Source organism: Actinoplanes sp. CA-142083 (assembly GCF_050942195.1).
Lineage (GTDB): Bacteria > Actinomycetota > Actinomycetes > Mycobacteriales > Micromonosporaceae > Actinoplanes.
Genome location: NZ_CP192076.1, coordinates 6827313 through 6852829, shown reverse-complemented (window position 1 = coordinate 6852829; position 25517 = coordinate 6827313). Strand labels below are relative to the sequence as shown.

At 72.3% G+C, this 25517-nt stretch carries 22 protein-coding genes and 1 pseudogene; 10 read left to right on the top strand and 13 right to left on the bottom strand.

Translation table 11 applies throughout. The features are described from left to right. Window positions 1-50: 50 nt before the first annotated feature. Together ACQPZX_RS31545 and ACQPZX_RS31540 are read left to right on the top strand one after the other, a co-directional pair. Window positions 51-1388, top strand: a complete 1338-nt coding sequence (locus ACQPZX_RS31545; RefSeq protein WP_433363123.1) for an FAD-binding oxidoreductase — start codon at window positions 51-53, stop codon at window positions 1386-1388. Next, complete coding sequence (locus ACQPZX_RS31540; RefSeq protein ID WP_433363120.1) at window positions 1385-2263, top strand: SDR family oxidoreductase; 879 nt, start codon at window positions 1385-1387, stop codon at window positions 2261-2263. The genes ACQPZX_RS31545 and ACQPZX_RS31540 overlap by 4 nt, the downstream gene beginning before the upstream one ends. Window positions 2264-2284: 21 nt before the next feature. Here ACQPZX_RS31540 and ACQPZX_RS31535 read toward each other — a convergent pair whose 3' ends face one another. After that, complete coding sequence (locus ACQPZX_RS31535) at window positions 2285-3127, bottom strand: NmrA family NAD(P)-binding protein (RefSeq protein ID WP_433363117.1); 843 nt, start codon at window positions 3125-3127, stop codon at window positions 2285-2287. 85 nt (window positions 3128-3212) lie between these two features. On the opposite strand from ACQPZX_RS31535, the gene ACQPZX_RS31530 reads away from it, so the two are divergent. Continuing rightward, complete coding sequence (locus ACQPZX_RS31530; RefSeq protein WP_433363114.1) at window positions 3213-3932, top strand: TetR/AcrR family transcriptional regulator; 720 nt, start codon at window positions 3213-3215, stop codon at window positions 3930-3932. Window positions 3933-3942: 10 nt separating this feature from the next. On the opposite strand, the gene ACQPZX_RS31525 is transcribed toward ACQPZX_RS31530, so the two are convergent. Beyond that, the gene (locus ACQPZX_RS31525) at window positions 3943-4689 is read right to left on the bottom strand and encodes an AfsR/SARP family transcriptional regulator (RefSeq protein WP_433363111.1); all 747 of its coding nucleotides are present in this window, start codon (window positions 4687-4689) and stop codon (window positions 3943-3945) included. Between the two features lie 205 nt (window positions 4690-4894). Between ACQPZX_RS31525 and ACQPZX_RS31520 the strand changes: the two are divergent. Both ACQPZX_RS31520 and ACQPZX_RS31515 read left to right on the top strand, forming a co-directional pair. Beyond that, window positions 4895-5284 (top strand): annotated as a pseudogene (locus ACQPZX_RS31520) (thiamine pyrophosphate-dependent enzyme); the annotation flags it as partial. A gap of 194 nt (window positions 5285-5478) precedes the next feature. Further along, window positions 5479-6072 (top strand): DUF4304 domain-containing protein, encoded by a 594-nt coding sequence (locus ACQPZX_RS31515; protein WP_433363108.1) that lies wholly within the window; start codon window positions 5479-5481, stop codon window positions 6070-6072. Window positions 6073-6076: 4 nt separating this feature from the next. On the opposite strand, the gene ACQPZX_RS31510 is transcribed toward ACQPZX_RS31515, so the two are convergent. Then, complete coding sequence (locus tag ACQPZX_RS31510; protein ID WP_433363105.1) at window positions 6077-8632, bottom strand: 2Fe-2S iron-sulfur cluster-binding protein; 2556 nt, start codon at window positions 8630-8632, stop codon at window positions 6077-6079. Between the two features lie 94 nt (window positions 8633-8726). On the opposite strand from ACQPZX_RS31510, the gene ACQPZX_RS31505 reads away from it, so the two are divergent. Further along, window positions 8727-9437 (top strand): alpha/beta fold hydrolase, encoded by a 711-nt coding sequence (locus ACQPZX_RS31505; protein WP_433363102.1) that lies wholly within the window; start codon window positions 8727-8729, stop codon window positions 9435-9437. 13 nt (window positions 9438-9450) lie between these two features. Continuing rightward, the gene (locus tag ACQPZX_RS31500) at window positions 9451-9636 is read left to right on the top strand and encodes a 2TM domain-containing protein (RefSeq protein WP_433363099.1); all 186 of its coding nucleotides are present in this window, start codon (window positions 9451-9453) and stop codon (window positions 9634-9636) included. On the opposite strand, the gene ACQPZX_RS31495 is transcribed toward ACQPZX_RS31500, so the two are convergent. Together ACQPZX_RS31495 and ACQPZX_RS31490 are read right to left on the bottom strand one after the other, a co-directional pair. Beyond that, on the bottom strand, window positions 9637-12735 hold the full coding sequence (locus ACQPZX_RS31495; RefSeq protein WP_433363096.1) for an ATP-binding protein: 3099 nt from the start codon (window positions 12733-12735) through the stop codon (window positions 9637-9639). Between the two features lie 48 nt (window positions 12736-12783). Further along, window positions 12784-14376, bottom strand: a complete 1593-nt coding sequence (locus ACQPZX_RS31490) for an FAD-dependent oxidoreductase (protein WP_433363093.1) — start codon at window positions 14374-14376, stop codon at window positions 12784-12786. 86 nt (window positions 14377-14462) lie between these two features. Between ACQPZX_RS31490 and ACQPZX_RS31485 the strand changes: the two genes are divergently transcribed. Both ACQPZX_RS31485 and ACQPZX_RS31480 read left to right on the top strand, forming a co-directional pair. Beyond that, window positions 14463-15932 (top strand): aldehyde dehydrogenase, encoded by a 1470-nt coding sequence (locus tag ACQPZX_RS31485; RefSeq protein WP_433363091.1) that lies wholly within the window; start codon window positions 14463-14465, stop codon window positions 15930-15932. 43 nt (window positions 15933-15975) lie between these two features. Next, window positions 15976-17151, top strand: coding sequence for a Fic family protein (locus tag ACQPZX_RS31480; protein ID WP_433363088.1), 1176 nt, complete (start codon window positions 15976-15978; stop codon window positions 17149-17151). Window positions 17152-17210: 59 nt separating this feature from the next. Here the strand turns inward: ACQPZX_RS31480 and ACQPZX_RS31475 are convergent, their stop codons facing one another. The 4 genes from ACQPZX_RS31475 to ACQPZX_RS31460 form a co-directional block, all read right to left on the bottom strand. Then, window positions 17211-17975: a DUF899 family protein gene (locus tag ACQPZX_RS31475; RefSeq protein WP_433363085.1), complete on the bottom strand. Its 765-nt coding sequence runs from the start codon at window positions 17973-17975 to the stop codon at window positions 17211-17213. 95 nt (window positions 17976-18070) lie between these two features. Next, window positions 18071-18895: an alpha/beta hydrolase gene (locus ACQPZX_RS31470; protein WP_433363082.1), complete on the bottom strand. Its 825-nt coding sequence runs from the start codon at window positions 18893-18895 to the stop codon at window positions 18071-18073. A 10-nt stretch (window positions 18896-18905) separates the two neighbouring features. After that, window positions 18906-20084, bottom strand: a complete 1179-nt coding sequence (locus ACQPZX_RS31465) for an MFS transporter (RefSeq protein ID WP_433363079.1) — start codon at window positions 20082-20084, stop codon at window positions 18906-18908. Then, entirely contained in the window at window positions 20081-20767 is a 687-nt protein-coding gene (locus ACQPZX_RS31460) for a FadR/GntR family transcriptional regulator (RefSeq protein ID WP_433363076.1), read from the bottom strand. Before ACQPZX_RS31460 ends, ACQPZX_RS31465 begins: the two co-directional genes overlap by 4 nt. A 117-nt stretch (window positions 20768-20884) precedes the next feature. Between ACQPZX_RS31460 and ACQPZX_RS31455 the strand changes: the two genes are divergently transcribed. Beyond that, complete coding sequence (locus ACQPZX_RS31455; RefSeq protein WP_433363073.1) at window positions 20885-21346, top strand: peptidoglycan-binding domain-containing protein; 462 nt, start codon at window positions 20885-20887, stop codon at window positions 21344-21346. On the opposite strand, the gene ACQPZX_RS31450 is transcribed toward ACQPZX_RS31455, so the two are convergent. Genes ACQPZX_RS31450 through ACQPZX_RS31435 form a run of 4 tightly spaced genes read right to left on the bottom strand, consistent with a single transcriptional unit; the run spans window position 21275 to window position 25306 of the window. Then, window positions 21275-21982 (bottom strand): SGNH/GDSL hydrolase family protein, encoded by a 708-nt coding sequence (locus tag ACQPZX_RS31450; RefSeq protein WP_433363070.1) that lies wholly within the window; start codon window positions 21980-21982, stop codon window positions 21275-21277. The genes ACQPZX_RS31455 and ACQPZX_RS31450 overlap by 72 nt on opposite strands. A gap of 5 nt (window positions 21983-21987) precedes the next feature. Next, window positions 21988-22947, bottom strand: a complete 960-nt coding sequence (locus ACQPZX_RS31445; RefSeq protein ID WP_433363067.1) for an alpha/beta hydrolase — start codon at window positions 22945-22947, stop codon at window positions 21988-21990. Beyond that, window positions 22944-23594 carry a hypothetical protein gene (locus tag ACQPZX_RS31440; protein WP_433363064.1) on the bottom strand — a complete coding sequence of 217 codons (651 nt, stop codon included), beginning with the start codon at window positions 23592-23594 and terminating at the stop codon, window positions 22944-22946. The genes ACQPZX_RS31445 and ACQPZX_RS31440 overlap by 4 nt, the downstream gene beginning before the upstream one ends. After that, window positions 23591-25306 carry a phosphatidylglycerol lysyltransferase domain-containing protein gene (locus ACQPZX_RS31435; protein WP_433363061.1) on the bottom strand — a complete coding sequence of 572 codons (1716 nt, stop codon included), beginning with the start codon at window positions 25304-25306 and terminating at the stop codon, window positions 23591-23593. The genes ACQPZX_RS31440 and ACQPZX_RS31435 overlap by 4 nt, the downstream gene beginning before the upstream one ends. Window positions 25307-25517 lie beyond the last annotated feature (211 nt).

The window sequence follows — 25517 nt, the reverse complement described above, 5'->3', positions numbered from 1 at the left end:
ACAGCGGAACCACATCCACAGCGCAGCGTGCGGCTCTTAGCTTCGGGGGCATGCCCACCCTGTTGCGGCCCGGCGAGCCGGGCTACGCCGAGCACCTGCTCGGCTGGAACCGTACCTTCGAGTCCCACCCGGCGTTCGTGGTCGCGGCGGCCACGACCGCCGACATCCCGGTCGCGGTGCGCGCGGCCCGGGAGCACGATCTGCCCCTCGCGGTGCAGGCGACCGGCCACGGCGCCGTGACGCCCGCCGACGGTGCCCTGCTGCTCAAGACGACCGCGCTGACCGGCGTCGAGATCGACCCGTCGCGCCGGATCGCCCGGGTCGGCCCGGGCGCGGTGTGGGCGGACGTGAACCGCGCCGCCGCCCGGCACGGCCTGGCCGGTCTCGCCGGCCGCTGCGGCACGGTCGGCGTCACCGGCTACATGCTCGGCGGCGGCCAGTCCTGGCTGTCGCGGACCTACGGCTTCGCCGCCGACAGCGTTGTCCGCGCCGAGCTCGTCACGGCCGATGGGCGCGAGGTGACCGCGACCGCGCGACAGCATCCGGACCTGTTCTGGGCGCTGCGCGGCGGCGGCGGGACCTTCGGCGTCGTCACGTCGCTGGAGTTCCGGCTCTACCCGGTGGCCCGGGTGTACGGCGGCATGTCGCTGTTCCCGCTCGAGCGCGCGTTCGATGTGCTCTCCGCCTATCGGGACTGGGCCGCCCGCGAGCCCGAGGCGATGAACACGGCGGTCCTGCTCATCCGCGTTCCGCCGTCACCGCTCTACCCGGAGAAGCTGCGCGGCAAGCGGGTCCTCGCCATCCGGGCGTTCCACGGCGGCGACGACGGTCCCCACGTCCTGGCTCCATTGCTGGCCGCGGCCGGGCCGCCGCTGCTCGACGCGTACGGGATGCGCTCCTTTCCGGATGCCTCCGAGGCCACCAACGGCCCGGACGCGCCGCCGATGCCCAACCGCCAGGAGGTCGAGCTGTTCCGCGACCTGCCGGACGACGTGCTGGACGCGATCGTCGAGGCGGGCGCCGCCGACTCCCCGCTCGCCTTCGTCGAGCTGCGGCACTGGGGCGGCGCGATGGCCCGGCCCGGCCCGGACGCCGGCCCCGCCGGGCACCGCGACGTGTCGTTCTCCGTCATGGCCGTCGGCGCCTACCTCACGCCCGACCACACCTTCGTCGACACGACCCTCGACAAGCTCGTCGCGCGGCTGCGCCCGCACGCGACCGGCGGCTCGTTCCTCAACCTGCTCACCGACCCCACCCGGACGCGCACCGCGTTCACGGCGGCGAACTACGCCCGCCTGACCGAGGTCAAACGCGCCTGGGATCCGGCCAACTTCTTCTGCTCGGGCCACGACATCCCATCGGCCCCCGATCGAGAGGCAACCTCATGACCCGCATCCTCGTCACCGGCGCCACGGGCGCCGTCGGCGTCCACGTCGTCCGCGAGCTGCAGGCCCGCGGCGCCACCGTCCGTGCCTTCGTCCGAAACCCCGAGGCCGCCGCGGCCCGGCTCGGCGACGCCGAGCTCGCCGCCGGCGACTTCGACGACCCCGGGTCGCTGCGGCGCGCCCTCGACGGCGTGGACCGGGTGTATCTCTGCGCCGCCGACGGCCCCCGCAAGGTCGCCCACGAGACCGCGGTGATCGGCGCCGCCGCCGAACGGGGCGTCGAGCGGCTCGTGAAGCTCTCCGCCATGCACGCCGATCCGGCTTCGGCGCTGCCCGCCTATCGCTGGCACGGCGAGATCGAGGCCGGCCTGCGCCGGTCGGGGTTGCCGGCGGTGATCCTGCGGCCCGCGTTCTTCATGACCAACCTCCTGATGGTCGCCGAGGGCGTTGCGCACACCGGCACGCTGTACGCCCCCACCGCGGGCCGCCCCGTCGCGATGATCGACATCCGCGACGTCGCCGCGGCCGCCGCCGTCACCCTGCTCGAGGACGGCCACGCCGGCCGCACGTACGATCTCACCGGCCCCGCGCCGATCACGTTCGCCCAGGTGGCGGCGGCGCTGGAGGTCGCAACGGGAGCGCCGGTGCGCTACGCCGACCTCACCGAGGAACAGGCCCGGCCGCGGTTCGAAGGCGCCGGCCTGCCCGACTGGCTCGCCGCGCACCTGGCCGGCGTCTTCGGCGTCATCCGCGCCGGTGGCTTCGACCGCGCCACCGACGACGTCCGGGAGATCACCGGCCGCCCGGCGCGCGACATCACCAGTTTCGCCCGGGACTTCGCGGCCGCCTTCACGCCGGCGACCGCGCTGACTACCTGAGGGCGCCCGCGACCGCGCTGATCACCTGAGGGCGTCGCGGGCGCCGCGTGGCTGACGGCCGAGGAGCTGGCCCAGCAGCGGGTCGACGCCGGCGAAGAAGCCACGCTCCGCGGCCTGGTAGAAGCCCAGCAGGAAGCGCGTCATGTGCTCCGGCTGTCCGGCGGCCGCTTGGGCGGCGACCCAGTCCCGCTCCTCCATCCGCTGGTAACGGATGGTTCGCCCGGACAGCTCGGAAGCGATCTCGGCCAGCTCGGCGAAGGTGGGTGCCGCGGGCGCGGTGATCGTCACCGGGCCGTCGTACCCGCCGGGGGAGCCGAGAATCACTGCGGCCGCCTCGGCGGCGTCCTCGCGAGCCGTCCACGACACCGGCCCGTCACCGGGTACGGCGATCACGCCGGTCTCGCGCCAGGGGCCGGCGAGCCACTGGATGCTGTGGGCGTAGAACCCGTTGCGCAACGAGGTCCAGGCGATCCCCGAGGCGGCGAGGAGTTGCTCGGTGGCGAAGTGGTTCCGCCCGGGGCGGAACGGGTTGTCGGCCGCGGCGGCCTGGTGGCTCGTGTACAGGATCCGCTTCACGCCGGCGGTGACCGCGGCGTCGATGGCCGTGCGGTGCAGGCCGATCGCGTCGGCGGCCGGGTCGTTGGAGGAGACGAGCAGCAGCTGGTCGGCGCCGGCGAACGCCGCCGGCAGGGAGTCGGGGTCGGCGTAGTCGCCGTGCCGGACCTCGACGCCGCGCTGCGCGAACCGCTCGGCCTTCGCGATGTCGCGCACGGCGACCGCGATGTCGCCCGCGGGCAGCCGTTCGAGGAGGTGGTCGACGCTGGCGCCGTTGAGGGCGCCGGTCGCTCCGGTCACGATTATCATCGGTAAGCCCTTCGTGTTATCGACGGAAACATCTCGACCGTAGCGGCGGTAATCACCGATAGCAACTGGGTGTTATCGTTGTTACATGAGCGACGCGGTCAAGAATCGCGCGGACACGCGGGCCGCGATCGTCGAGTCCGCCGCCGGGCTGTTGCGCGAAGGCGGGCCTCAGGCGGTCACGACCCGCGGCGTCGCCGACCGGGCCGGGGTGCAGGCCCCCACCATCTATCGCCTGTTCGGCGACAAGGACGGCCTGCTCGAAGCGGTGGCCGAGCATGTCATGGCCGGCTTCGTCTCGGACAAGGCCGCGGTCGTCGCGGCGGCCACGGCGGCCGACGCCGACCCGCTCGACGATCTGCGCACGAGCTGGCGCAAGCAGATCGAGTTCGGTCTCGCCAACCCGGCCGTGTTCCGTCTGCTGAGCGATCCGGAACGGGTGCTCGGCTCGCCGGCCGCCCGCCTGGGCAGGCAGATTCTCGAGAAGCGCGTGCATCGGCTGGCGGCGGCCGGGCTGCTCCGGGTCACCGAGCCGCACGCGGTCGACCTCATCCAGGCGGCCGGCGTCGGAACGGTCCAGACGCTGCTGGCCACGCCGGCGGCGCTGCGGGATCCCGCCCTCGGCGAGGCCATGATGGACGCCGTCCTGAGCCGCATCCTGACCGATGCCCCGGCCGAGGGCCCGAGCGGCCCCCGGGCGCCGGCCGTCGCCCTCCGGGCGCTCGCGCCGCAGTTGGAGATGCTTAGCCCCTCTGAGCGTCAGCTGCTGGTCGAGTGGCTCGACCGCATCGCGGAGTCACCCGCCTGAGCCGGCGCCGTCACGCGTCCAGGCGCGGCGACCGTTCCAGCATGGCCTGGTGCAGGGCGATCAGCTCGGCGCCCGGGTCCACGCCGAGCTGCCGGCGCAAGAGCTCGTGCGCCTCGCGGTAGGCGGCGAGCGCGGCGCCCAGATCACCGGCCCGGTACAGCGCCAGCATCAGCTGCGCCCAGGCCCGCTCGCGCAGCGGGTGCCCGGCGAGATGCTCGCGCAGCAGCGGGACGAGATCGCCGGCGTGACCGAGCACCAGCCGTACCTCGGCCAGGTCCTCCACCACCTGCAGCCGATGCTGGTCGAGCCCCTGCAGGCGCTGCTCGAGCTCGGTGCCCCGGGTGACGCCGTCCCCGGCCGGCCCGCGCCACAGCCGCAGCGACGCGGCCAGGTCGGGCTCGGCGCGCGCCGGATCGCCGGCCCGGACCGACCGCCGCCCGCTCTCGGCCAGCGTCTCGAACTCCGTCAGGTCGAGCTCGTCGGCGTTGAGGACGAGCTGGTAGGCGCTGTTACGGGAAACGATCCGCGACCGTAGCACCCGGCGCAGCATGACGACGTGGTTGCGGATGTTCGCCACCGCCGAGGCCGGTGCGGCGTCCGACCAGAGCAGCGTGGTGAGGCGGCCCAGCGGCACCGGCCGGTTGCGCTCGATGGCCAGGGCCGCCAGCAGCGCCCGGCGCTTGGCCGGCCCCAGGCTGACCTCGGCGCCGTCGGCCCAGAGCTCCACCGGCCCCAGAATGCGCACGCTGATCGACATCGATCGCCCTCCCCCGTTGATCGGCACAAAGGGTAGGAGTCCGATTCCGAGGGATCAACGCAATGCTGGACATTTCGATTGTGAGGAATATTAACCGCTCAAGGGGGCCGCGGCAGTAACAAATCGAGTCCCCGGAGCGCTCTTGCATTCTCCCGGGCACCGTCCGCACCATTTCGCGCTCGCCCACGGCGTCGGCCCGCGCCGGATGGCCGCCGAGATCTTCGGCCGGGAGACCGGCCTGGGCCGCGGCCGCGGCGGCCACATGCACCTGTTCGACCCCGCGACGCATTTCCCCTGCTCCGGCATCATCGCCGAGGGCTACCCGCCGGCGCTCGGGCGGGCCTTCGCCTTCCAGCGCCGCGGCACCGACCGCGTCGCCGTCGCGGTCACCGGGGAGGGCGCGGCCAACCAGGGCGCCTTCCACGAGTCGCTGAACCTGGCGGCACTGTGGAAGCTGCCGGTGGTGTTCGTGGTCGAGGACAACGACCGGGGCATCTCGGTGCCGCGGGCACAGTCGACCTCGGTGTCGTCCAACGCGTCCCGCGCCGCCGCCTACGACATGCCCGGCGAGCGCATCGAGGACAACGCCGTCGAGGCGGTCTACGAGGCCGCCGGCCGGGCCGTCGCGCGGGCCCGTGCCGGGGACGGGCCCAGCGGGTCTCGACGGACGTCCCGGCCCCGGCGGCCGGCGTGGTGCACCTGCTGGTCGAGGAGGAGGCCGAGGCCCGCCAGGGCACCCCGATCGCCCGCATCGACCAGGCCGGCGCCGGCCCGGGGTAGCGTTCGCCCGTGCCCAGCGCGCGCGCCGTCATCGACCAGATCGTCCGCGGACACCTCGCCCCCGTGCTGGAGGCCGAGGGCTTCGTCCGCAAGGGCCGCTGTTTCCGCAAGGCGGCCGGCAACGGCGACGCCCTGCTCCTCGAGGTGCAGACCACCTCGGGCTCCCGCTTCTTCCTCAACATCGCGGTGCTTTCCCAGCCGTGGCTGGCCTGGCTGCGCGGCGCCGACGGCCCCGTCGACGCCGGCAAGGCGATCGCCACCGAGGGCGCGGTGCACGACCGGCTCCGCAGCCCCGAGAATCCCCGGTGGTACGAGGACGCCTTCGCCGCCGGCCCGGAGGACGCCGACCGCGTCGGCGCGGCCGCGCTGGCCGCCGTCCGCTCGGCGCTGCCCGACTACCTGCCGCTGCTCGACCGCGCCGAGCTGCTCTCCCTGCTGCGCGACGAGGCCCCGATCCCCGGCTCCTGCAACCGCCTGGCCGTGCGGGCGGTCCTGGCCGCCGACGCCGGCGACGCCGAGCCGGCACGCCGGGACGCCGCCGAGGTCGACCGCTACGCCGACGACACCGAGTTCATCGACTGGATCGACAGCCGCCTCCGCTGAGGCCCTACCGGGCGATCACCAGATCCTCGGTCGGCAGGGTCTGGCAGGCCAGGCGCCAGCCCGCCGCCAGCTCGTCGGCGGAGAACATGCCGCGGGGATCGGTCTCGTAGGCGCCGGAGAGCACCCGCACCCGGCAGGTGCCGCACGCGCCCTCGCCGCACGACTGCGGCAGGTCGACGTCGGCCGCGTTCGCCGCGACGAGGACCGAATCCCCGGGCGGGCACGGGAAAGCCGAGTCCTCCAGCCCGATCGAATACGAAGTGATCCCGGCCGCCGCGGCGGCGAGGGCGATCGCGTGCGCCTTCTCCCGGCGGGTCTCCTTGCTGCGCCCGGAGACGAAAGCCTCGGTGTGGATCGCCTCCCGCGGCACCCCCAGCGCGGTCAGGTGCCCGATCAGGTCCTGCATCATCGGCGCCGGGCCGCAGAGGTGGACGCGGGTCGTGGGGCCGGCGTAGGGCCGCAGCGTGTCTTCGCCGATCCGTCCTTGATGGCCGGTCAGCACGATCGACACCTCCAACTGCGGCAGGCGCAGCGCCGCGATCTCCGGCCGGAACAACGCCTCGTCCCAGGTCCGGTAGCTGGCCAGCAGCACGATCCGGCCCTGGTGACCGGCGTCGGCCGCCGCGGTCAGCACGCTCATCAACGGCGTGATCCCGACACCGCCGGCGATCAGCAGCAGTGTCTCGGCGACGTCGTCCGGCGCCCAGGTGAACTCGCCGTGCGGCCCGCTGACCCGCAGCGCCTCGCCGACCTCGACGCCCTCGTGCAGGAAGCCCGAACCGAGCCCGTCCGGCTCGTGCTTGACCGCGATCTCGACGAAGCCGGTCTCGCCGGGGCCGCTGCAGATCGAGTACGAGCGCTCGATCGGCTCGACCGCCACCGGCAAATCGACCTTCACATATTGTCCGGCCGCGAACGAGAACGGCATGGGGCCGGGCGAAAGCGGCTCGAGCCGGATCCGCCGGACGCTGGGGCTCAGCGCCTCGATCGCGGCCACCCGCAGATAGCCCTGCCATGGCTTGGCCGGGTCCCGCAGAGGCCCGCCGGCGCGAACCGTCCGCCACATCGTCCCGAGCTGCCGGGGCTTCAGCACCGCGTTCGCCGCCATCAGCCCGCCCGCCAGCGCGCCGACCACCCCCGAGCCCCACGCGTCCTGCCCGGCCACGAAAAGACCCTTGACCGGTGTGCGGCACCCCGCCCGCGCCGATCGCAGCCGCTCCGGAGTCGCCGCGAGGCCGTAGAACGAGCCCAGCACGCTGTGCTGGAAAGTTTCGAACGACAGCGGCGTCGCCAGCTCGGCGAACGCGATCGTGTCCCGGAAGCCCGGCCAGCGTTCCTCCAGGCGGCCGATCAGCCGCGCGGTCAGTTCCTCCTTGAGCTTGCGGTAACTTTCCGGCCGTTCCTCCTCGGGCGTGCCGCGCCACTGGTCGACGACGTCCGGATCGACGAGCTCCAGCGCCTCCACCGTGTGGTAGCGGGCGGCCGGATTGTTGAGCGACGCGAACGAGACGTACAGCGTCCCCTCGCCGGGTGGGCGGTGGAAGCCCTCGTGGTCGTCGAGGTCCGGCATGAACCAGTGGTTCTCGCCGCGGATCCCGAATGCGGCCGGCGACCGGTCCATCCCGAGAAAAAGCATCACCGCCGACGGTTCCCCGGGCAGCCCGGCCAACTCCTCGCTTTTTCCGATCATCGCGTACGTGTTCCGCACACCGGCCGCCGATACGACAGTTTTCGTCCGTACGCGATAGCGCCGGCCGGTGGCCGTGTCCTCGACGTCCACACCGGACACTCTGCCGCGCTCGACGAGGATCTCGCCGACCCGCTGCCGGGGACGCATCTGAACGCCGTACGTATCAAGGATTTCCAGAATTATCCGGCCGAGCTCCTTGGGTCCGCCTACCGGATGGGCCGTGCCCTCCATGAAGAACGTGAGCGGGACGGCGGCGTGATAGCCGAAACCGCTCGACGCCGGGGGAGTGCCGTAGAGACCCCATCGGGCCGACAGAACCGCTTGGAGACGCGGGTCGCGGAAGCTGCGGGTGACCTGATCCCGCAACGACCGATAGGCCGACGGGTAGAGGCTTCGCACGATCGGAAAGCCCATTTTCCGTACGCCCGCGGGAAACGACGCGAAAACATTGCGCGCCGCGAGGCCGGTCATGGCCCGCCTTGTCGTCTTGAAGAAGTCGTCGATCGCGCCGGTCTCGGCCGGGAACTGCTCGGCGAGCCGCGCCCGGAAACGTTCCTTGGTGGCCGGGATGGCGAAGTCGTACCCCGGGAAATGCAGCACGTCGTAGTCGTCCGGCAGCGGCGAGAGCTGCACCCGCCCGTCCGTCATGAACTCGAGGAACGGGCCGGCGTTCGCGCTGATGTAGTGCAGCCCGGTGCCGAACTGGAAACGCCCGGCCCGGGAGAACTCGTGCGTCATCCCGCCCAGCGTGTAGTGCTGTTCGAGGACGAGAACCTTCTGCCCGCCGAACTGCGCGATCGCGCGGGCGGCGGCGAGGCCGCCCATGCCCGAGCCGATCACCACGACATCGAATTCCTCGTCCGCAACCATGGCCGGAATCTCGCAGGGCCGACTTGATGGCCAATGAACGAGCCGCGGGGAAAGCGTCCACTGTCCGTCCAGTGCGCGGCCATAGCTTGCGGGCATGACAGACAAACCGACAATCGTGCTCGTTCACGGCGCCTTCGCCGACGGCAGCGGCTTCACCGCGGTGGCTCAGCGGCTGCTCGCGGACGGCTATCCGGTAGCCGTGGCGCCGAACCCGCTGCGGGGGCTCAGCTCCGACGCGGCCCAGGTCCGGGCGCTGCTCGACAGCATCGCGGGGCCGATCGTGCTGGTCGGCCACTCGTACGGCGGCGCCGTCATCTCCACGGCCGCCACCGGACATCCCGGCGTACGGGCGCTGGTCTACCTCGCGGCGTTCGTGCCGGACGCGGGGGAGAGCGCCCAGGCGCTGGTCGAGAAGTTCCCGGGCAGCACCGTGGGGGAGTCGCTCAAGCCGGTGCCGCTGCCGGGCGGGCAGGTCGACCTCTACATCGACCCGCGGGTGTTCCACCAGAACTTCGCCGGCGACGTGCCGGCCGAGGAGGCCGCGCTCCTCGCGATCACCCAGCGCCCGGCCACCGGCGTCGCGCTCGGCGAGCCCGCAGCCGGCCCGCAGGCCTGGCAGGCGATCCCGAGCTACAACCTGATCAGCGCCGCCGACCGGATCATCCCACCGGCGGCGCAGGAGTTCATGGCGCAGCGCTCGGGCGCGACCGTCCAGGTCGTCGAGGGCGCCTCCCACCTGGTGTTCGTCTCACGCCCCGGCGCCGCCGTGGCGTTCATCGAGAAGGCGGCGAACGAGAATGCATAAGAGCGAATCCGCGATGAAGTGGGGCCTGTGGGCCCACGTCTTCTGGTACGTCGTGGCCAACGTGGCCCAGGTCATCGTCTGGTGGCTGGTCACGCCGGACATCTTCTTCTGGCCACTGTGGTCGATCCTCGGCTGGGGCATCGGGCTGATCGCCCACATCTGGGCGGTCCGAGTGGCGCTCCGGCCCCGGACCGCCTAGCTATAGCAACTCCCCGGCACGGCGGGCGAACAGATGGGCGCCGCGCTCGGTGGACAGCGTGCGAGCCCGTTCGGCCATGGCCCGGACGCCGGCCTCGGGCTCGCCGCGCGCCCGCATCAGCCGCGCCCGCAACAGAAGCAGCGCACCCTCGGCATAGCGCTGGCCGTACGCGGCGACGAACGAGTCGGCCCGGTCCAGCGCCGCGGCGGCCTCGTCGATCCGCCCGGACGCCAGCCACATCTCGGCGAGCAGCCCGGACCAGGTGGCCAGGCCCGAGCGCGGGGGATCGAGCAGGGCCGCGGCGATGATCTGCTCCGCCTCGGCCGCGGCGTCCGGATCGCCGCCGGTCACCGCGCGCGCCCAGCACCGCGCGAGCCGCTGGTAGCTGCCGAGGAAGACGAAGGAGAAGTCGTCGTCCTGCGCGATGCCCCGGCCGGCCGCGTGCAGGGCCCAGGCCGGGTCGCCGGCCAGCGCCGCGACGGTGACCGAGAACGACGACCAGACCGTGATCGCGTACGGGTCGTCGCCGGCGGCCGCCTCGACCGTGTCGAGCAGCTCCCGGGCGCCCTCGAGGTCGCCGTGCAGCGCGGTCATCAGGCCCAGCATCACCGGCGAGAGCATCTGCAGGTCGTGCCGCAGCGGCGCCTGCTCGCGCCGGGCCGGGTCGTGCGGGATCGCCGGGTTGGACAGGCTCAGATACTTGTACGCCTCGGCGATGTTCCCGATGTCCCACTGGTGGATGCCCCACGCGTGCCGGCCGTAGGCGCGGACGATCGGGTCGGCCGAGGCCTCGCCCTGGTCGAGCAGGCGGCGCGCCAGCACGCCGGATCGGTCGAGCTGGATCCCCTGCGAGTACGCGGCCCAGCGGGAGAAGAGGAAATCAGTGGCCTCCTGCTCCCGGCCGAGCGCACGGGCCAGGTGCTCGGCCCGCTCCAGCAGGTCGGGCGCCGAGCCGACATAGCCCGCCCGCATCCCGTCCACGGCGATGAACAGCGACAGCGCCGACAGCTCCAACTCGGTGAGACCCGCCGCGCGAGCCACCTGAGCGGCCAGTCTGAGGTGACCGGCGGCGGCCTCCAGGGCGGACTTGGCGCCGGCGCAGCGCCCCGCGCGGACCAGCGCCTGCGCGGTGCGGGCCTGGTCGGCGAGCGGGCCGGCCGCCCACAGGTGGTGGGCGAGGCGCTCGACCACCGGGTCGTCGTCGGCGACCGTGCGCTCGAGCGCCTCGGCGACGCGCAGGTGCAGGCCGGGCACGCGGGGCGTCGACGTCGTGACGGCAACCGACTCGCGGACGAGGTCGTGCGCGAACCGGAACGAGAACGGGTCGCCCCGCAACGGCTCCACCAGGCCCAGGGCCTCCAGCGGCTCGAGCCGGTCGAGGCAGCTCTGCACCTCGAGGCCGGCCGCGTCGGCCAGCAGCGCCAGGTCGACGTCCCGGCCGATCAGCGCGGCCATCTGCAGCAGGCTCCGGGCGTCGTCGTCGAGGCCGGCCACCCGGTCCCGGACGACGTCGCGCACCGTGGACGGGACTCCGTCCCGCTCACCGCTGTCGGCCAGGAACCGTGACAGTTCCCGGACGAAGAACGCATTGCCACCGGTCCGAGCGTGGATTTCGCGGGCGGCGGCGACGCTGGGCGCCTTGCCGGTCTCGCGGCGGACGAGCTCGGCCACCTCCTCCGGGCCGAGCGGGCCGAGCCGGATGCGGCGGTGCCGCGGTTGCCGGCTCGCCGCGGCGAGCGTGCGGGCCACCTCCGGGCGGGGCGCGGGCGCGCGGTCGCGTAGTGCGCCGACCACCACGGTGCCGGCCGGCAGCCGGGCCGCGAGGTGGCTGAACAGCTCCAGCGAGGCGATGTCGGCCCACTGGATGTCGTCGACGACCAGCAGCAGCGGCTGCCGGGCCGACACCTGCCCGACGAGGGCGACCGCCTGTTCGAACAGGCGGAACCGGGCGCCGCTGTCCGGCAGCACCGGGGTGCCCGGGACGCCGCCGGGGGTCCCGAGAAGGCTGCCGAGCTCGCCCGCCTGCCACCGCGGGCGGCCGGCGGCGGGCAGCCGGTCGAGGAGCGCGCCGATCACCTGCAGCCACGGCCACATCGAAGGGGTGCCCTCCCCCTCGACGCAGCGGCCCCAGACCACGAGCGCGCCCCGTCGATCCGCTTCGACGCCGGTCTCCTCGATCAGGCGGGTCTTGCCGACGCCCGGCTCGCCCTCGACGACGACCAGGCCCGTTCCGCCCCCGAACGCCGGCTCCACCGCCTGCCGCAGCACCGCCAGCTCCTCGGCCCGGCCCACCAGCAGGCCGTCCGTCCGTTCCGCGCCGGCCGGCTCGTCCGCCTCGGCGGGCGGCTCCAGCACCCGCCGCTGCGCGGCCCGCAGCGCCGGGCCCGGATCGATGCCCAGATCCCCGGCCAGACGGGCGCGGACCGTCTGGTACACCGACAGCGCCTTGGCCTGCTGCCCGGCGGCGCTCAGCGCGGTGACCAGCGCCGCCTGCACGTTCTCGTCCAGCGGCGCCATCCCGGCCGCCCGCTGCAGGGCCGGCAGCACGAGACCCGGCCGGCCGAGCGGGACAGCCAGCTCGGCCGCGGCCACGCAGGCCTCGAGGAACTCGCCGTCGAGCCCGGTGAAGATCGCCGTCGCGGTGGTGCCGCGCGCCAGGCCGTCACCGGCGGGCCCGTGCCAGAGCTCCAACGCCCGCAGGTAGCTCTCCAGCGCGGCGCCGGGATCCTCGTGTCCGGCCGCGGCGACGAGCTCCCGGAAGGTGACGAGGTCCAGCACGCCCCGGCCGGCCGCGAACAGGTACCCGTTGCCGTGGCGCTGCAGGTACGAGCCGGACTCGCGGGCCGGCACGGCGGGCTCGAGCAGCCGCCGCAGCGCACCGGCGTACTTCTGCAGGATGTTGACCGCCGAGGCCGGGACGTCCTCGCCCCAGATCAGGTCGACCAGCTCGCTGATGCTGATCGGCCGGCCGGCCCGGGCGAGCAGCAGCGCGAGCAGGTACGCCTGCTGCGGGGGACCGGCGTCCAGCTCGAGGCCGTCACGCCACACGCGCAACGGACCGAGGATCTGGAGACGCAGTCCCGGCGATGACGTTGCCATCGTGCCGCTCCTACCTCGTGTCGGATCCGGGATCCGCGTGGCCGCATGTCAGACGCTACCGAGCACTATATGGACCGAGGAGACCGCGCTAGCCCCCTCGCCGACCGCGGTCGCCACCCGTTTCGTCGACCCCGAGCGGAGGTCGCCGACCGCGAAGACCCGGGGCACGCTCGTCTGATAGGGCAGCCACAACGTGCGTACGAAACCGCCGGTGTCCTTGTCGACGCCGGTGAGCCACTCGGAGGCCGGGTCCGCGCCGATGAAGCAGAACAGCGCGTGGCACTCCCGCCGCTCCGGCCCGGTGGCGGCGTGCTCGACCACCACGGACTCGAGCCCGCCGTCGCCGTCCAGCTCGCGGACCGTGGTCGCGGTGTGCACCCGGATCCGGGGATGCGCGCGGATCCGATCGGTCAGATAAGAGGACATACCCGCCCCGAGTTCGCCGCCCCGGATGATCAAATCGACGGCGGCGTCGTGCGCGGCGAGCGAGAGGGCCGCCTGCCCCGCCGAATTGGCGCCCCCGACGACGGCGACAGGCCGTTTCTCGTACGCCCGGACGTCCAGCTCGGTGGCCGCGTACCGGATGCAGCCGGCCTGCTCGAACGCCTCCCAACGCGGTACGGTGAGGCGCCGGTAGCGTGCCCCGGTCGCCGCGATCACCGCCCGGGACTCGATTCGCGTCCCGTCCTCCAGCAGCACGGCCGGGCGTTCCGGATCGGACGGGTCGAGCCCCTCGACCGGGCACGGCGAGAAGATCCGTACGCCGAACTTGAGCGCCTGCGCCATCGCCAGCCGCATCAGGTCCTCGCCGCTGACGCCCTGCGGAAAGCCCAGGTAGTTCTCGATCCGGGCGCTCTTGGCCGCCTGCCCGCCGAGCCCGCTGCGATCCAGCAGCACCGTGGCGAGCCCCTCGGACGCCCCGTACACGGCGGCGGCCAGCCCCGCCGGCCCGGCCCCCACGACGACCAGGTCGGGGCTGCCCCCACCGGCGCGATAGGTCAGCCCCAGAGCGTCCGCGACCGTGCCGGGCGTCGCGCGCCGCAGCACGGCGCCGTTGACCACGGCCGCCGGCAGGTCGCCGTCCCCGACGCCGGCCGACCTCATCAGCGCGTCCCCCGAGGGAGACGTCGCGTCGAGCCAGGCATGCGGCAGGTACAGCTGCGTGAGGTAGGTGCGCAGTCCCACCGCCTCCGCGGCGTCCGGCCGCCCCACGATCTCCAGGGCGTTGCCGGCCGCCGCCCGGATCACGTCGCGTCGCACCCGGAACGCGTCGAGCAGCACATCCGCGATGTCGGCGTGCTCGGCGATGGCCCGGCGCAGTGTCGCCGGCCCGATCCGGACGACGGTCCCGGCCGTCACCACCCGGGCGGTCAGGTAGACGTGCTGGCCGGTGAGCAGGTTGAGCTCCCCGAGGAAGTCGCCGGGCAGGCCGCGGTAGATCAGCCGCTCCGGCTCGATCACGGTGGCGTCCCGCACGATGTCCACCGTCGCCGTGCCGAGCAGGAAGAAGTCGTACGCGTCATCGCCGGACGCGTACAAGCGACGCCCGGCCTCGGCGTGCTCCACTTCGCCGTATCCGGCGAGCCGCCGGAACTGCTCGTCGCCCAGCTCCGGCCCGCTGGGCACGCCGTCGTCGCTCACGGCTTGATCCTCGCGGTACCCACTGAACACCGACTGAACAGGCCGGGACTTCCGCGGCCGTCGCCACGGTGGCAGCGTGGACGCCCATGGAGGAGTTTCGTCTTTTCATCGGCGGCGAGCCCGTCGACTCGGTGACCGGGCGAGTCTTCGAGTCGACCAACCCGTACACGGGCGAGCCGTGGGCCCGCGTCGCCGACGGAACCGCCGAGGATGTCGATGCCGCGGTCGCCGCCGCCCGGGCGGCCTTCCACGGGCCGTGGGGCGCGATGACCGGCTTCCAGCGGGCCGCGATCATGCGCAAGTGCGCCGAGGCCCTCGACGCCAACGCCGAGCGCCTGGCCCGGCTCGAGGTCAGCGACTCCGGCAAGCTCATGCGCGAGATGAGTGGCCAGATGGCCGGGCTGTCGTCCTGGTTCCTGTACTTCTCCGGCCTCGCCGACAAGCTGGAGGGCGCCACCGTCCCGCTCGCCAACCCGAACTACTTCGCGTACACCCGCAAGGAGCCGGTCGGCGTGGTCGGCTGCATCACCCCGTGGAACAGCCCGCTGTTGCTGTTCACCTGGAAGCTCGCCCCGCTGCTGGCGGCCGGCAACACCTGCGTCGTCAAGCCGTCGGAGCACTCGCCCTGCTCCACGGTGGCGTTCGCCGAGATCCTCACCCGGGCCGGCCTGCCCGCCGGGGTCGTCAACGTCGTCACCGGCTGGGACCGCGCCACCGGCGAGGCCCTCGCCGGCCACCCGGGGATCGACAAGGTCGCCTTCACCGGTTCGACGGCGACCGGCATCGCCGTCGGCCGGGCGGCGATGTCCAACGTCAACCGGGCCAGCCTGGAGCTGGGCGGCAAGTCGTGCCAGCTGGTGTTCCCGGATGCCGACCTCGACGCCGCCGCGAACGGTGTGGTGGCCGGCGTCTTCGCCGCGACCGGGCAGACGTGCATGGCCGGTTCCCGGCTCGTCGTCCACTCGGCGGTCGCCGACGACCTGATCGGCAAGATCGTGACCCGCGCGAACGCCATCAAGCTGGGCGACCCGATGGACCCCGGCACCGAGATGGGCCCGGTGGCCAACCTGCCCCAGTACGAGAAGGTCCTCGGCTACCTGCAGACCGCGCGCGATGAGGGCAACACCTTCGCCGCCGGCGGCGCGGCGGCCACGGACATCGGCGGCTTCTTCGTGCGGCCGACCGTCATCACCGGCGTGACCCGCGACTCGACCGTGATGCGCCAGGAGATCTTCGGCCCCGTCCTGAGCGTCTGCGTCTTCGGGGGAGACGAGGACGAGGGAGTCCGGCTGGCCAACGACACCGAGTATGGCCTGGCCGGCGCCGTCTGGACGAAAGACGTACACCGTGCCCACCGCGTAGCGGCGAAGATCAGGGCCGGCACCGTCTGGGTGAACGCCTACCGCGTCGTGGCGCCGAACATGCCTTTCGGCGGTTTCGGCAGCTCCGGCATAGGCCGCGAGAACGGCATCGCCGCAGTCGAGGAGTATCTGGAGACAAAGTCGGTGTATGTAGAGCTGACCGGCGAGCAGCGGGATCCTTTCAAGCTCGGCTGATCAGACGAGTGCGACCATGCTACTGGCGCTGTAGCATGGAAGCATGCTCTACGCGATGCCGGTGCTGGACTCCGCCGACCTTCGTGTCCTGGACGAGCTAGGTGAGATGCGTTCCGAGCTTCGCGCGCACCTGCGGTCCAAGCCGCGGTGGGAAGGACAGTTGCGCCGCAGCCTCTTCGCGGCGGCGATCCAAGGTTCCAACACCATCGAGAACATCACGATCAGCGGCTCGGATGCCCGCGCGTTGGTGGAGCACGCCCCCATGTCCGCCGAAGCCAGCGAGGAAACGCAGCAGGCGGTGATCGGCTACCGGGACGCGATGACGTACGTCCAGCAGACCCCGATGATGAGCTTCTTCGACTACTCCGAGACGCTGCTTTCCGCGCTGCACTTCATGATCACGAAGTATCAGCCCGCGAAGTGGCCCGGCCGTTATCGAGCCGGCGGAATCTACGTGACAAGTAGCGACCCGCTGGAGCCGTCGTACACGGGTCCCGACGCCGATTCGGTCCCCGGCCTCATGGGCGAACTGGTCGAGTGGCTACATGCCGGCGACCTCGATGCCCCCGCATACGCCCGAGCGGCCATGGCTCACCTGAACCTGGTGGGCATCCACCCGTGGCGCGACGGCAACGGCCGCACCGCGCGAGCGCTGCACACCGCAGTGCTGGCCCGGATGGGGGAGTTGGCACCCGAGTTCTCCTCGATCGAGGAATGGCTGGGCGAGCACACCAACACCGTCCAGTACTACGAGGCGTTGCGCTCGGTGCAGCAGGGAAGCTTCCAGCCGGATCGGGACGCCCACCCGTGGCTCAAGTTCGTGTTCACCGCACATCACCGGCAGGCGCAGCGCGTAAAACGCCGCTACGACTGGACGGTTCGCCTGTGGAACGACCTCGCTCGCCTGGCCGAGGAACGTGGGCTGCCCGAGCGCGTGGTGTCGGCTCTGTACGCCGCCGCCATCGGAGAGGTCAGGCGCACCACCTATCAGCAGGACGAGGGCCTCAGCCGCGACCAGGCCATCCGCGACATCCAGGCAATGACACGCGCGGGCCTGCTGACCCCACGCGGCAACGCGACCACGCGCGTCTACGCCTTGGACGGCGCCGCCACCGAAATCGCGGAGGCCGCGGCCGCAGCCGTACGCAGCCCCGGCCGCGACCCATACGCGCTTGCGTCGGATGAGACGCGGCCGTCGGCGCTGCCGCGCCACAGGTGAGCCCCGCCTCCCGGTCGGAAACCTGAGAGCACGGGGCCTCGCCAATGGATCCGTCCGGGTCAGTGGTGTGCGCCGGTCCGGCCGAGGGTGGTCTCCGGCGTTGCTCCTGGACGCGTCCACTGGGGCGCCGGGCGGCTTGTCGGGCCCCGCATGGCCGTGCCGTCGGCGTCCGCGCGCCAGTACCAGCATGGGTCCTCGCCCTTGGGCCATCCCTCCGGGCTGTCCTGCCAAGCCTCTCCTCGCCCGTAGGGCGTCATGTCGAGCAGGGCGAACGATCCGCTGGCCGGCTCGGTGCCGCGGTCGGTGGTGCGGTAGGTGAGGAACACGCGTTCGCCGTCGCGCAGGAAGCAGCTGAAGTAGCCCATGTCGCCGCCGATCGGCTCGGGCGCGTCGCGTACCGAGTACCAGGGCTGGGTGTAGCCCATGAACTCGACGAACGGGGCCACCTCGTCCCACCGGCCCGGGGTGAGCACGGCGAATGAGACCCCGCGCGCGCGGAGGTAGCTGGTGTCGCGCAGGTGCCAGGCCGACACCGTGCAGCCCTCGCACTGGCCCTGGTGCGGCGCGCCGTCGTGCCACATGTGCTGGTAGACGATGAGCTCATCGCGGCCCTGGAACAGGTCGCGGAACGGCACCGGGCCGTCCGGGCCGACGACCTCGATGCCGCCGTCGATCTCGACCATGGGCAGCCGGCGGCGCGCGGCGGCGATCGCGTCGCCCTCGCGGGTGTGTGCCTTCTCCCGGATCAGCAACTCGTCGCGGGCCTGCTGCCAGGTGTCCATGTCGGCGATGGGCGGCCGCCCGGAAAGTTCGTTCGTGGTCACAACTGACTCCCTTCTGTGCTCGATACGTCGAAGCCGCCGTCGGGGCTTCGACATCATGACGAAGGGAAATCATCATTCCGGACACGCAGCCCGTGTCAGATTGCTTCGGCGGCCAGCTTTGCGACCGCGTTGATGAGCTGCGTGCCGTTGACCAGGGATGCGTCGTTGTGGTCGGCGCCATGGACTGCCACCACCCGTACGGGGCCGGCGGCCTTGGCCGCCACGTCCAGGCTTTGCCGCGGCGGCACGGTGGAGTCGGCTGTGCCGTACACGATCAGCGTGGGCGCCGTGACCCGCGCGATCAGCTGGGCCACCGGGAAGCGGTCGCGGGCCAGCAGGCGCACCGGCAGGAACGGATAGTGCTCGCTACCCGCCGCCGGGAGATCGGTGAACGGCGAGCGCAGGATCAGGCCGGCGGGCGGGTGTTTCGCCGCCAATGCGGTCACCACCGCCGCGCCGAGGCTCTCGCCGTAGTACAGCAGCCGTTCGGCCGGTATGTCGGCCTGCTCGACGAGGAAGGTCCGGGCCGCTTCGATGTCGCGGGCGAGGCCGTCCTCGCTGGGGCTGCCGGGGTTGCCGCCGTAGCCGCGGTAGTCGACCAGCAGCACGGTGAGGCCCCGGCCGGCCAGGGCGGCGGCGAGCGGGGCCCGGGACAGCCTGTTTCCGGCGTTGCCCGGCGCGAGCAGCACCGCCACGCGCGGGCCGGGCGTCTCCGGCGGCGGCTCGACCAGCCAGGCCGTCAGTAATAGCCCGTCGGTGGTGCGCAGGGTGACGTCGCTAGCGCCGGCGGCCGCCGGCGGCGCGGACCGGTCCGGGAAGTAGATCAGCCGCCGCTGTAGCAGCCAGGCCGCCGCGACGACCAGCGCCCACAGCAGAACCACGGCGATCGCGACGCGCAGGACAGCCGACACCCTCGACATCGTCCCATTGTCAGACGACCCGGTTGCGGCCGGCCAGGTAGCCGAACCCGACGAGCACCACGTCCATGACGATCACGGTGACCAGGGCCGGCGTCCACGAGCCCGTCACGTCGTGCAGAGCGCCCACCGCGATCGGGCCCGCCGCCGCGACCAGATAGCCCACCGACTGGGCCATCCCCGACAACGCGGCCGCCTGCGAGTGGTTGGCCGTGCGCAAACCGAAGAAAGACAGCGCCAGCACGATGCTCGCGCCGCCGGCGATGCCGGCCATGCTGCTCCACACCGCGCTCAAGCCCGGGGCCACCAGGATGCCGATGGCCGAGGACATGAAAAGCAGCGGGGCCACGACGCCGAGCAACCGCTGGTCGCGGAAGCGGCCGATCAACGTCGAGCACGTGATGCTGCCGGCGATGCCGAAGGCGTTCAGCAGCAGCTGGTGTACGCCCGCCGTGGTGGTGCTGATGCCGGCGTTGTTCTCGATGGAGGGCAGCCAAGTGATGAAGATGTAGTAGCCGGTCGACTGCAAAGCCATGAAGGCGGTGACCTGCCAAGCCAGCGCGGACCGCCACGGCCGCGCAACCTCGACGCGCACCTCGGGCGCGACGGTGTGGCGGCGCAGCTGAGGTGCGAGAACCGCCAAGCCGATCACCGCCAGGCCGGCCCACATGCCGAGGGGGAGCCGCCAGCCGGCCGAGGTCCACGAGGCGACCGGCACCGCCAAGCCGGCGGCCAGGGCGGCGAAACTGGACTGCACCGCGGAATAGGCGCCGGTCACCTGGCCGATCCGCTGCGGGAAGTCGCGCTTGACCAGGGCGGGCAGAACGACGTTGAGCACGGCGATGGCGACGCCGAGCAGGGCCGTCCCCGCCCACAGCAGCGTCTGTCCGGGCAGCGAGCGCACCACCAGGCCGACGGCGAGGACCGCGAGGCCGCTGCCCAGGGCGCGCTCGAGCCCGAGCCGGCGGGCGAGGGCGGGCGCGACTGGCGAGACCACGGCGAACGCGACCAGCGGCAGGCTGATCAGGACCGAGGCGGTGAGCGACGACAGGCCCAGGTCCGCCTGAATTTCTTCCAGGACCGGGCCGACGGTGGTGATGCCGGCGCGCAGGTTGGCGGCTACCAGCAGGAGGCCGGCCAGGATCAGCGCGGGGCGCAGCGCGGTGGCGGCGGGGCGGGCGGTGGTGGTCATAGGCCGGCCTGTTCGTGAGCGAGGCGGACGGTGTGCTCGGCGGCGGCCGCGGCCGCGGAGGGGTCGCCGGCGATGACGGCGTCGACAATGGCGGCATGGGCGGCGTCGATCTCGGCCAGGCCGGGCACGGTGGCGGGCCAGTCGACGTCCGCCGAATTCAGGTGGAGCAGGGCTTGCTCGTTGCCGCCGGTGCCGCGGTACAGCTCGGCCAGCAGGACGTTGCCGGAGGCCTCCAGAAGCAGCTGGTGGAAGGCGATGTCCGCCGCCGCGTAGGAGGGGCCGCTGGTGGCGGCGCGGCGGGCGGCGATCGCCTCGGTCAACCGGCGGTGCTGCGAAGGAGTTGCGCGGATCGCGGCCAGTCGGGCGCCCTCGCGTTCCAGCAGCAGGCGGACCTCGGCCACGTCGGCGGCGCGGTCGTGCTCGAGGCGCCGGGCGAGGGTGGGCGCCAGGTCGCTGGTGGCGACGACGAAAGTGCCGTAACCGGCGCGGGCGCCCAGCAGGCCGGCGTGGACCAGGGAGCGGATGCCCTCGCGGACGCTGTTGCGGCTGACGCCGAGCTCCTGGGCCAGCTCGTGCTCGGTGGGCAGGAGCGCGCCGACCGGGAACTCGCCACCGGTGATCCGGTGGCGTAACTGGTCGGCGACCTGCGAGGCGAGCGGCACGTTCTGCTTCAGGCGCGGCATGGCGCCAGTCAACCACTTGAGCCAAATGTAGGACAATGTCGAGCGCCACAGATCAAGGACAGTAACGGTCACCGGAGCCCGGCCGGGCGGTATGACGAGGGGAAGGAGGCGATATAGATGGCAGGCACACTCAGCCCATGGCCGGAGATCCGCAAAGGCGTCAAGGAACACCCGGTCCCCACGTTGCAGTACCTCTTGCGAGCCCGCAATCGCCCTGTGGCGGTGGACGGGGAGTTCGGGCCCAAGACCGACGCGGCGGTGCGCGCGTTCCAGCAGGAGAAGCACCTCACGGTCGACGGCATCGTCGGTCCGAACACCTGGGGAGCGCTCATCATCGAGGTGAAGCGTGGCTCCCAGGGCGACGCCGTGCGCGGCGTCCAGGAGGAGTTCCAGTTCCGCAATCTCTCCGGCGACCCGTCGAAGGGTCTCGCGGTCGACGGCGACTTCGGGCCGAAGACCGAAACGGCGGTCCGCGAGTTCCAGACCGCGATCCACGCCGACGTCCCCTCAATGGCGATCGACGGGATCGCCGGCCCGATGACCTGGCAGGCTCTGGTCAGCGGGATGCTGTCCTTCTAGAAGGGCTGCGATCTCCGCGTGGCCGGCGGCATTCGGGTGGTCGCCATCCGGCGCCAGAAGGCCGGTGGGATCGCCGCGGTGGAAGGCCTCCAGCGTGGAGACGTAGGTAGCCCCGGAAGCGGTGGCGGCGGCCTGCAAGGCCTGATTGACCGAGGCAGTGGCCGCCGCCGCGTCGCGGACCCCGGAAGGGCCGTACAGGGCGGCGCCCACTCGCCCGTCCAGCACGACGTTCCAATAGCCGACGACCATCACCGGCACGTGGTGGATCTGCTCGATCGCGTTCAGCGCGGCGGAGACGTTGGCTTGGATCGCCGAGGAGATCGGGCCGTATTCCGACGGTTTCTCGAAAGATGGTGCCATGTCGTTGGCGCCGACCATGATGATCACCGAAGCGGCCGACGACAACAGGTCCCGCTGCCCGGGCACGGCCGCTCGCACGTCGGCCGTTGTCGCCCCGGAAGACGCCAGATCCAGCGAAACGAAATGCTCCGCACGCGCGTACAGGATGGGGAATGGCTCGCAACCGCAAGCCGTGCCGGCCGGGACCGAATCGCCCAGGGTGACCACCGCCAGAGTCGAAGAAAAGCCGGCCTGCGGGGTGCACGCGGAAAGGAGCAACGCGAGCAAGAGAAACATTCGCCTCACGGCAGCGGCCCCGCGAGGTGGGCGGAAAGCCAGTCGAAAGCGGGCGGCTCCATCTGGATCCACACCGCGTCGCTGTGCCCGCCGTGCGCGACAACCGCGGTGGTCACCGAAAGTGGCGCACGTGAGGTCGCGACCAGAAGACGGGAATCGTGCCTCGATTGCTTGTCGTCGGCGGCCCAGCCGAGCCACAGCGAAACCGCGGGCTGCGGCAGATGCTTCAGGCGCCACCAGGGATTGTTGGTGGTCTTCTCCGACCTGTCGCCGATCCTGATGCCGGACGAGGCGTAGCCCGACATCGAGGCGGCCGCGGCGTACTCGGTGGGGTGCCGCAGCAACAGGTTGGTCGAGCAGAAACCGCCCGCCGAATACCCGGTCAGGCCCCAGGACGCCGCGCCGGTGCGCACCCGGTAGTGCGTGCGGGCGTACGCGGGAACGTCGACGGTGAGGAAAGTTTCCGCCTGCGGGCCGTGGCGCAGGTTGGTGCATTCGGTGTCGAGCAGCCGCTTCGGCGTCTGGTAGGGAAACAGCACGACCGTCGGCGCCATCCGGCCGGCGGCGATTTCCTGGTCGAGGTGGGACTGCACGTTCAGCCGCCGCAGCCAGGTCTGTGGCGAGCCGGGGTAGCCGTGCAGTGCCTCGATCACCGGGTAACGGCCGGCGCCGGTGCGATAGGCGGCCGGCAGGTAGACGTACATCCGAAGGGTCAGACCACTTGCCCGGCCCGGCACCGAGACGGTGAGCAACTGGCTGCCGGCGGTGGCGAAAGCCGGCGCCGGCGGGTCGCTGGTGGGGTACGCCTGGACGAGATCGTTCACCTGCAGCGCCGCGGCGGTGACGACGCTGAGCACGGAGGCGAGCACCAGCCCGGTGCGCCCCGCCACGCGCAGGCGGCGCCAGCAGGAGGCGAGCAGAGCGGCGGTCAGCAGCACGGCCGTCAGCGCCAGATAAACGGTCATGACGACGGCAGCCTCAGCGGGGCCGCCAACGCGGGCGGCAGGTCGTCGGGAGAGGGTAGGCGCGCCGCGACGCGGGCGGTCACGAAAGTTTCGCCGAGCGCGCCGCCGCCGATCACGTCCCAGCCGGTGGCGGTCACCCGCAGGTCGTGCCGGAGCGCATCCGGCAGCGTGCGCACGGCGGTAGCGGTGGTGTGAGACGTGGGTGCGAGGGTCACTGTCACAGCAGATTTCGTACGCGCGGGCGCCGCCCCGAAAACCAGCACGACCGGAAACGTGACATCGGGCCGGTCCTGGTAGCCGGCCGGCAGGCGGACGGTCGGCGGCGCGGCCAGGCGCCAGGCGGCCAGCTCCGGCGGACGCCAGGCGAACGGCCCGGGCGGCAGGTGGTCGTCGAGCCGCCCGGCGTGCACCCGCGACGTGATCAGGGCCGTCCCGGTGTCGCCGCGCAGCGCCGGCCACGACGGATAGAACTGCTCCTGCCGGTTGACCACCAGCCCGGCGGTGAGCACGATCAGCGCCTCGAACAGCAGCACCCCGGCAAACCGCCCGCCGGCCCCGATGCGCGCCCACAGCCACACCGTCAGCGTGCCGATCGCCACCGTGGCCAGCGCCGACAGCACGAGCAGCGGCAGCCCCGTCAGGCTCACACCGCCACCTCGGACCGATCGGCGGAGCGGCGCATCCGGGGCAGGCGCGGCTCGGGCAGGAACGCCTCGGCCGTCAGCGCCGCGACGGCTATCCGGGGCAGGTCCCGCGCGGCCGGGAAGCAGAGATACCGCGGCTGCCACAAAGGCTGATATTTCGCGTTCGAGCGGTACAGCGACTCGATCTGCCACATCCGCGACGCCACTCGGAGCAAACGGTGCCAAAGCCGCAGAACGGGCCCAGCCCCCAGTTCTTCGGCGCGCGCGAAGACGGATCTCAGAACCGCGAAATTCAACGAAACTTTCCGTACGCCGAGCGCCGGCGCTTCTTCCAGCACGGAGACGATCATCAGCTCGGTCAGCCCGTTGTCCGCCGTCCGGTCGCCGCGCATCAGGTCGAGCGAGAGGCCGTCCGCTCCCCACGGCACGAACTGCAGCAGTCCGCGCAACTTTCCGTGCTCGTCGTGACAGAACACCAGCAGGCAATCCTCGTCACGCGGGTCCCCGAGCCGCGACAGCGCCATCGAGAAGCCGCGCTCGACCGGCCCGTCCCGGAAAGTTTCCGCCGCCCGGATCGCATCTTCCAGCTCGGCCGGCGCAAGATCGCGCTGCCTGGCGGCCCGGCAGTGATAGCCCGCGCGCCGCATCCGGTTCACCGCCTGCCGCACGCCCCGCATCGGCCGGCCGCTCAACGCGAAAGACGAGGTCTCCACGACCGCTTCGTCGCCAAGTTCAACAACATCCAGACCGCATTTCTTGTACGCCTTCCCGGCCGCCTTCCCGCAGCCCAGCACCGCCGGCGTCCAGCCGTGCCGGTGGGCATCGGCCAGCCAGGCGCCGATCGCCTCGGGCCACGCCGACTCCGGCCCGATCGGATCGCCGGCGGCCAGGCTGACGCCGTTGACGACCCGATAGGCCACCACGGCGGCCCGGTTCGGCGCCCAGATCAGCGACTTGTCGGCGCGGAGCGCGAAATAGCCGAGCGAGTCGGCGCCGCCGTACCGGACAAGCAGCTCACGCAGGCGCTCCTCGCCCTCGCCACCACGCTGCGGCCGGCGCGAGCCCGGCCGCAGCAGGGTCACCAGCGCCACCCCGGCCGCCAGCAGCCCGCACGCCCCGGTCGTGTAGGTGACGACGTCCTCGCCGAGGTCGTAGCGGAACGTGACCGGCCCGTTGAGGCCGATCAGACCGAGCGCCGCCTCCTTCGCCCAGTCGGCCACGCCCGGCGAGCCGACCAGCCGGTTCGCCCGGATCGCGATCTCGAGGAAACCGAGCACGAACCCCGCCGCGGCGAAGCCGGCCAGGGCGGTCAGCGCCCGCCACCGGCTCCGCGGATCCGCGATCGTGGTGAACCGGTCGCGGGTGGCGAGCAGCAGGAGCAGCAGTGCCGCCGTGACCCCCGCTGCCGCGAAGTCGAAGCCTTTCGCCACGTGCAGCCCGATCGACGCCGCCGCCAGCCCCACCGCCACCTGCCAGGCCTGCCGCTTGCCGCGGCGCAGGCCGGCCCCGAGGTAGACCAGCAGCATCCCGGCCACGACGGTGCCGGCGCGGGCGGTGAGGACCCCGGCCGCCGGCATGAACTCGGCGACCACGGCCATGCGGCCGTGCCGATGCGGCGCGATCGCGGTGACGATGTCGAACAGGCCGGCCAACTGGACCAGCCGGGCGATGGTCCGCCGGGAGAGTGGTGGCCGGGCCGCCGGGCTCTGCATCATGAGAGCATCCTCTGTGCGCAGCCTGTGGACAGGTCGACAACTTCCTGCCTATTCGCTGTGTGCATTATTCACCCGGAATGAGCCTGTTCGTCACCCGAACATCTCTCTCCAAGCTGCGCCGGATACCGCCGTTCGGCTACTCTTCCGGCCCGAGGCACAGGTGAACGGCGCTCAGCTACGGAGTGAACGCCGCTCCGGGTGCCGAGCTGCT

What these genes read in the sequence shown, in the direction of transcription:
- ACQPZX_RS31485 (WP_433363091.1), top strand. Translation starts at nt 14,463, where the DNA reads ATGGAGGAGTTTCGTCTTTTCATCGGCGGCGAGCCCGTCGACTCGGTG.
- ACQPZX_RS31460 (WP_433363076.1), bottom strand. Translation starts at nt 20,767, where the DNA reads ATGCCGCGCCTGAAGCAGAACGTGCCGCTCGCCTCGCAGGTCGCCGAC.
- ACQPZX_RS31505 (WP_433363102.1), top strand. Translation starts at nt 8,727, where the DNA reads ATGACAGACAAACCGACAATCGTGCTCGTTCACGGCGCCTTCGCCGAC.
- ACQPZX_RS31525 (WP_433363111.1), bottom strand. Translation starts at nt 4,689, where the DNA reads ATGTCGATCAGCGTGCGCATTCTGGGGCCGGTGGAGCTCTGGGCCGAC.
- ACQPZX_RS31435 (WP_433363061.1), bottom strand. Translation starts at nt 25,306, where the DNA reads ATGATGCAGAGCCCGGCGGCCCGGCCACCACTCTCCCGGCGGACCATC.
- ACQPZX_RS31450 (WP_433363070.1), bottom strand. Translation starts at nt 21,982, where the DNA reads ATGTTTCTCTTGCTCGCGTTGCTCCTTTCCGCGTGCACCCCGCAGGCC.
- ACQPZX_RS31535 (WP_433363117.1), bottom strand. Translation starts at nt 3,127, where the DNA reads ATGATAATCGTGACCGGAGCGACCGGCGCCCTCAACGGCGCCAGCGTC.
- ACQPZX_RS31465 (WP_433363079.1), bottom strand. Translation starts at nt 20,084, where the DNA reads ATGACCACCACCGCCCGCCCCGCCGCCACCGCGCTGCGCCCCGCGCTG.
- ACQPZX_RS31495 (WP_433363096.1), bottom strand. Translation starts at nt 12,735, where the DNA reads ATGGCAACGTCATCGCCGGGACTGCGTCTCCAGATCCTCGGTCCGTTG.
- ACQPZX_RS31470 (WP_433363082.1), bottom strand. Translation starts at nt 18,895, where the DNA reads ATGTCGAGGGTGTCGGCTGTCCTGCGCGTCGCGATCGCCGTGGTTCTG.
- ACQPZX_RS31480 (WP_433363088.1), top strand. Translation starts at nt 15,976, where the DNA reads ATGCTCTACGCGATGCCGGTGCTGGACTCCGCCGACCTTCGTGTCCTG.
- ACQPZX_RS31445 (WP_433363067.1), bottom strand. Translation starts at nt 22,947, where the DNA reads ATGACCGTTTATCTGGCGCTGACGGCCGTGCTGCTGACCGCCGCTCTG.
- ACQPZX_RS31510 (WP_433363105.1), bottom strand. Translation starts at nt 8,632, where the DNA reads ATGGTTGCGGACGAGGAATTCGATGTCGTGGTGATCGGCTCGGGCATG.
- ACQPZX_RS31530 (WP_433363114.1), top strand. Translation starts at nt 3,213, where the DNA reads ATGAGCGACGCGGTCAAGAATCGCGCGGACACGCGGGCCGCGATCGTC.
- ACQPZX_RS31455 (WP_433363073.1), top strand. Translation starts at nt 20,885, where the DNA reads ATGGCAGGCACACTCAGCCCATGGCCGGAGATCCGCAAAGGCGTCAAG.
- ACQPZX_RS31500 (WP_433363099.1), top strand. Translation starts at nt 9,451, where the DNA reads ATGAAGTGGGGCCTGTGGGCCCACGTCTTCTGGTACGTCGTGGCCAAC.
- ACQPZX_RS31545 (WP_433363123.1), top strand. Translation starts at nt 51, where the DNA reads ATGCCCACCCTGTTGCGGCCCGGCGAGCCGGGCTACGCCGAGCACCTG.
- ACQPZX_RS31540 (WP_433363120.1), top strand. Translation starts at nt 1,385, where the DNA reads ATGACCCGCATCCTCGTCACCGGCGCCACGGGCGCCGTCGGCGTCCAC.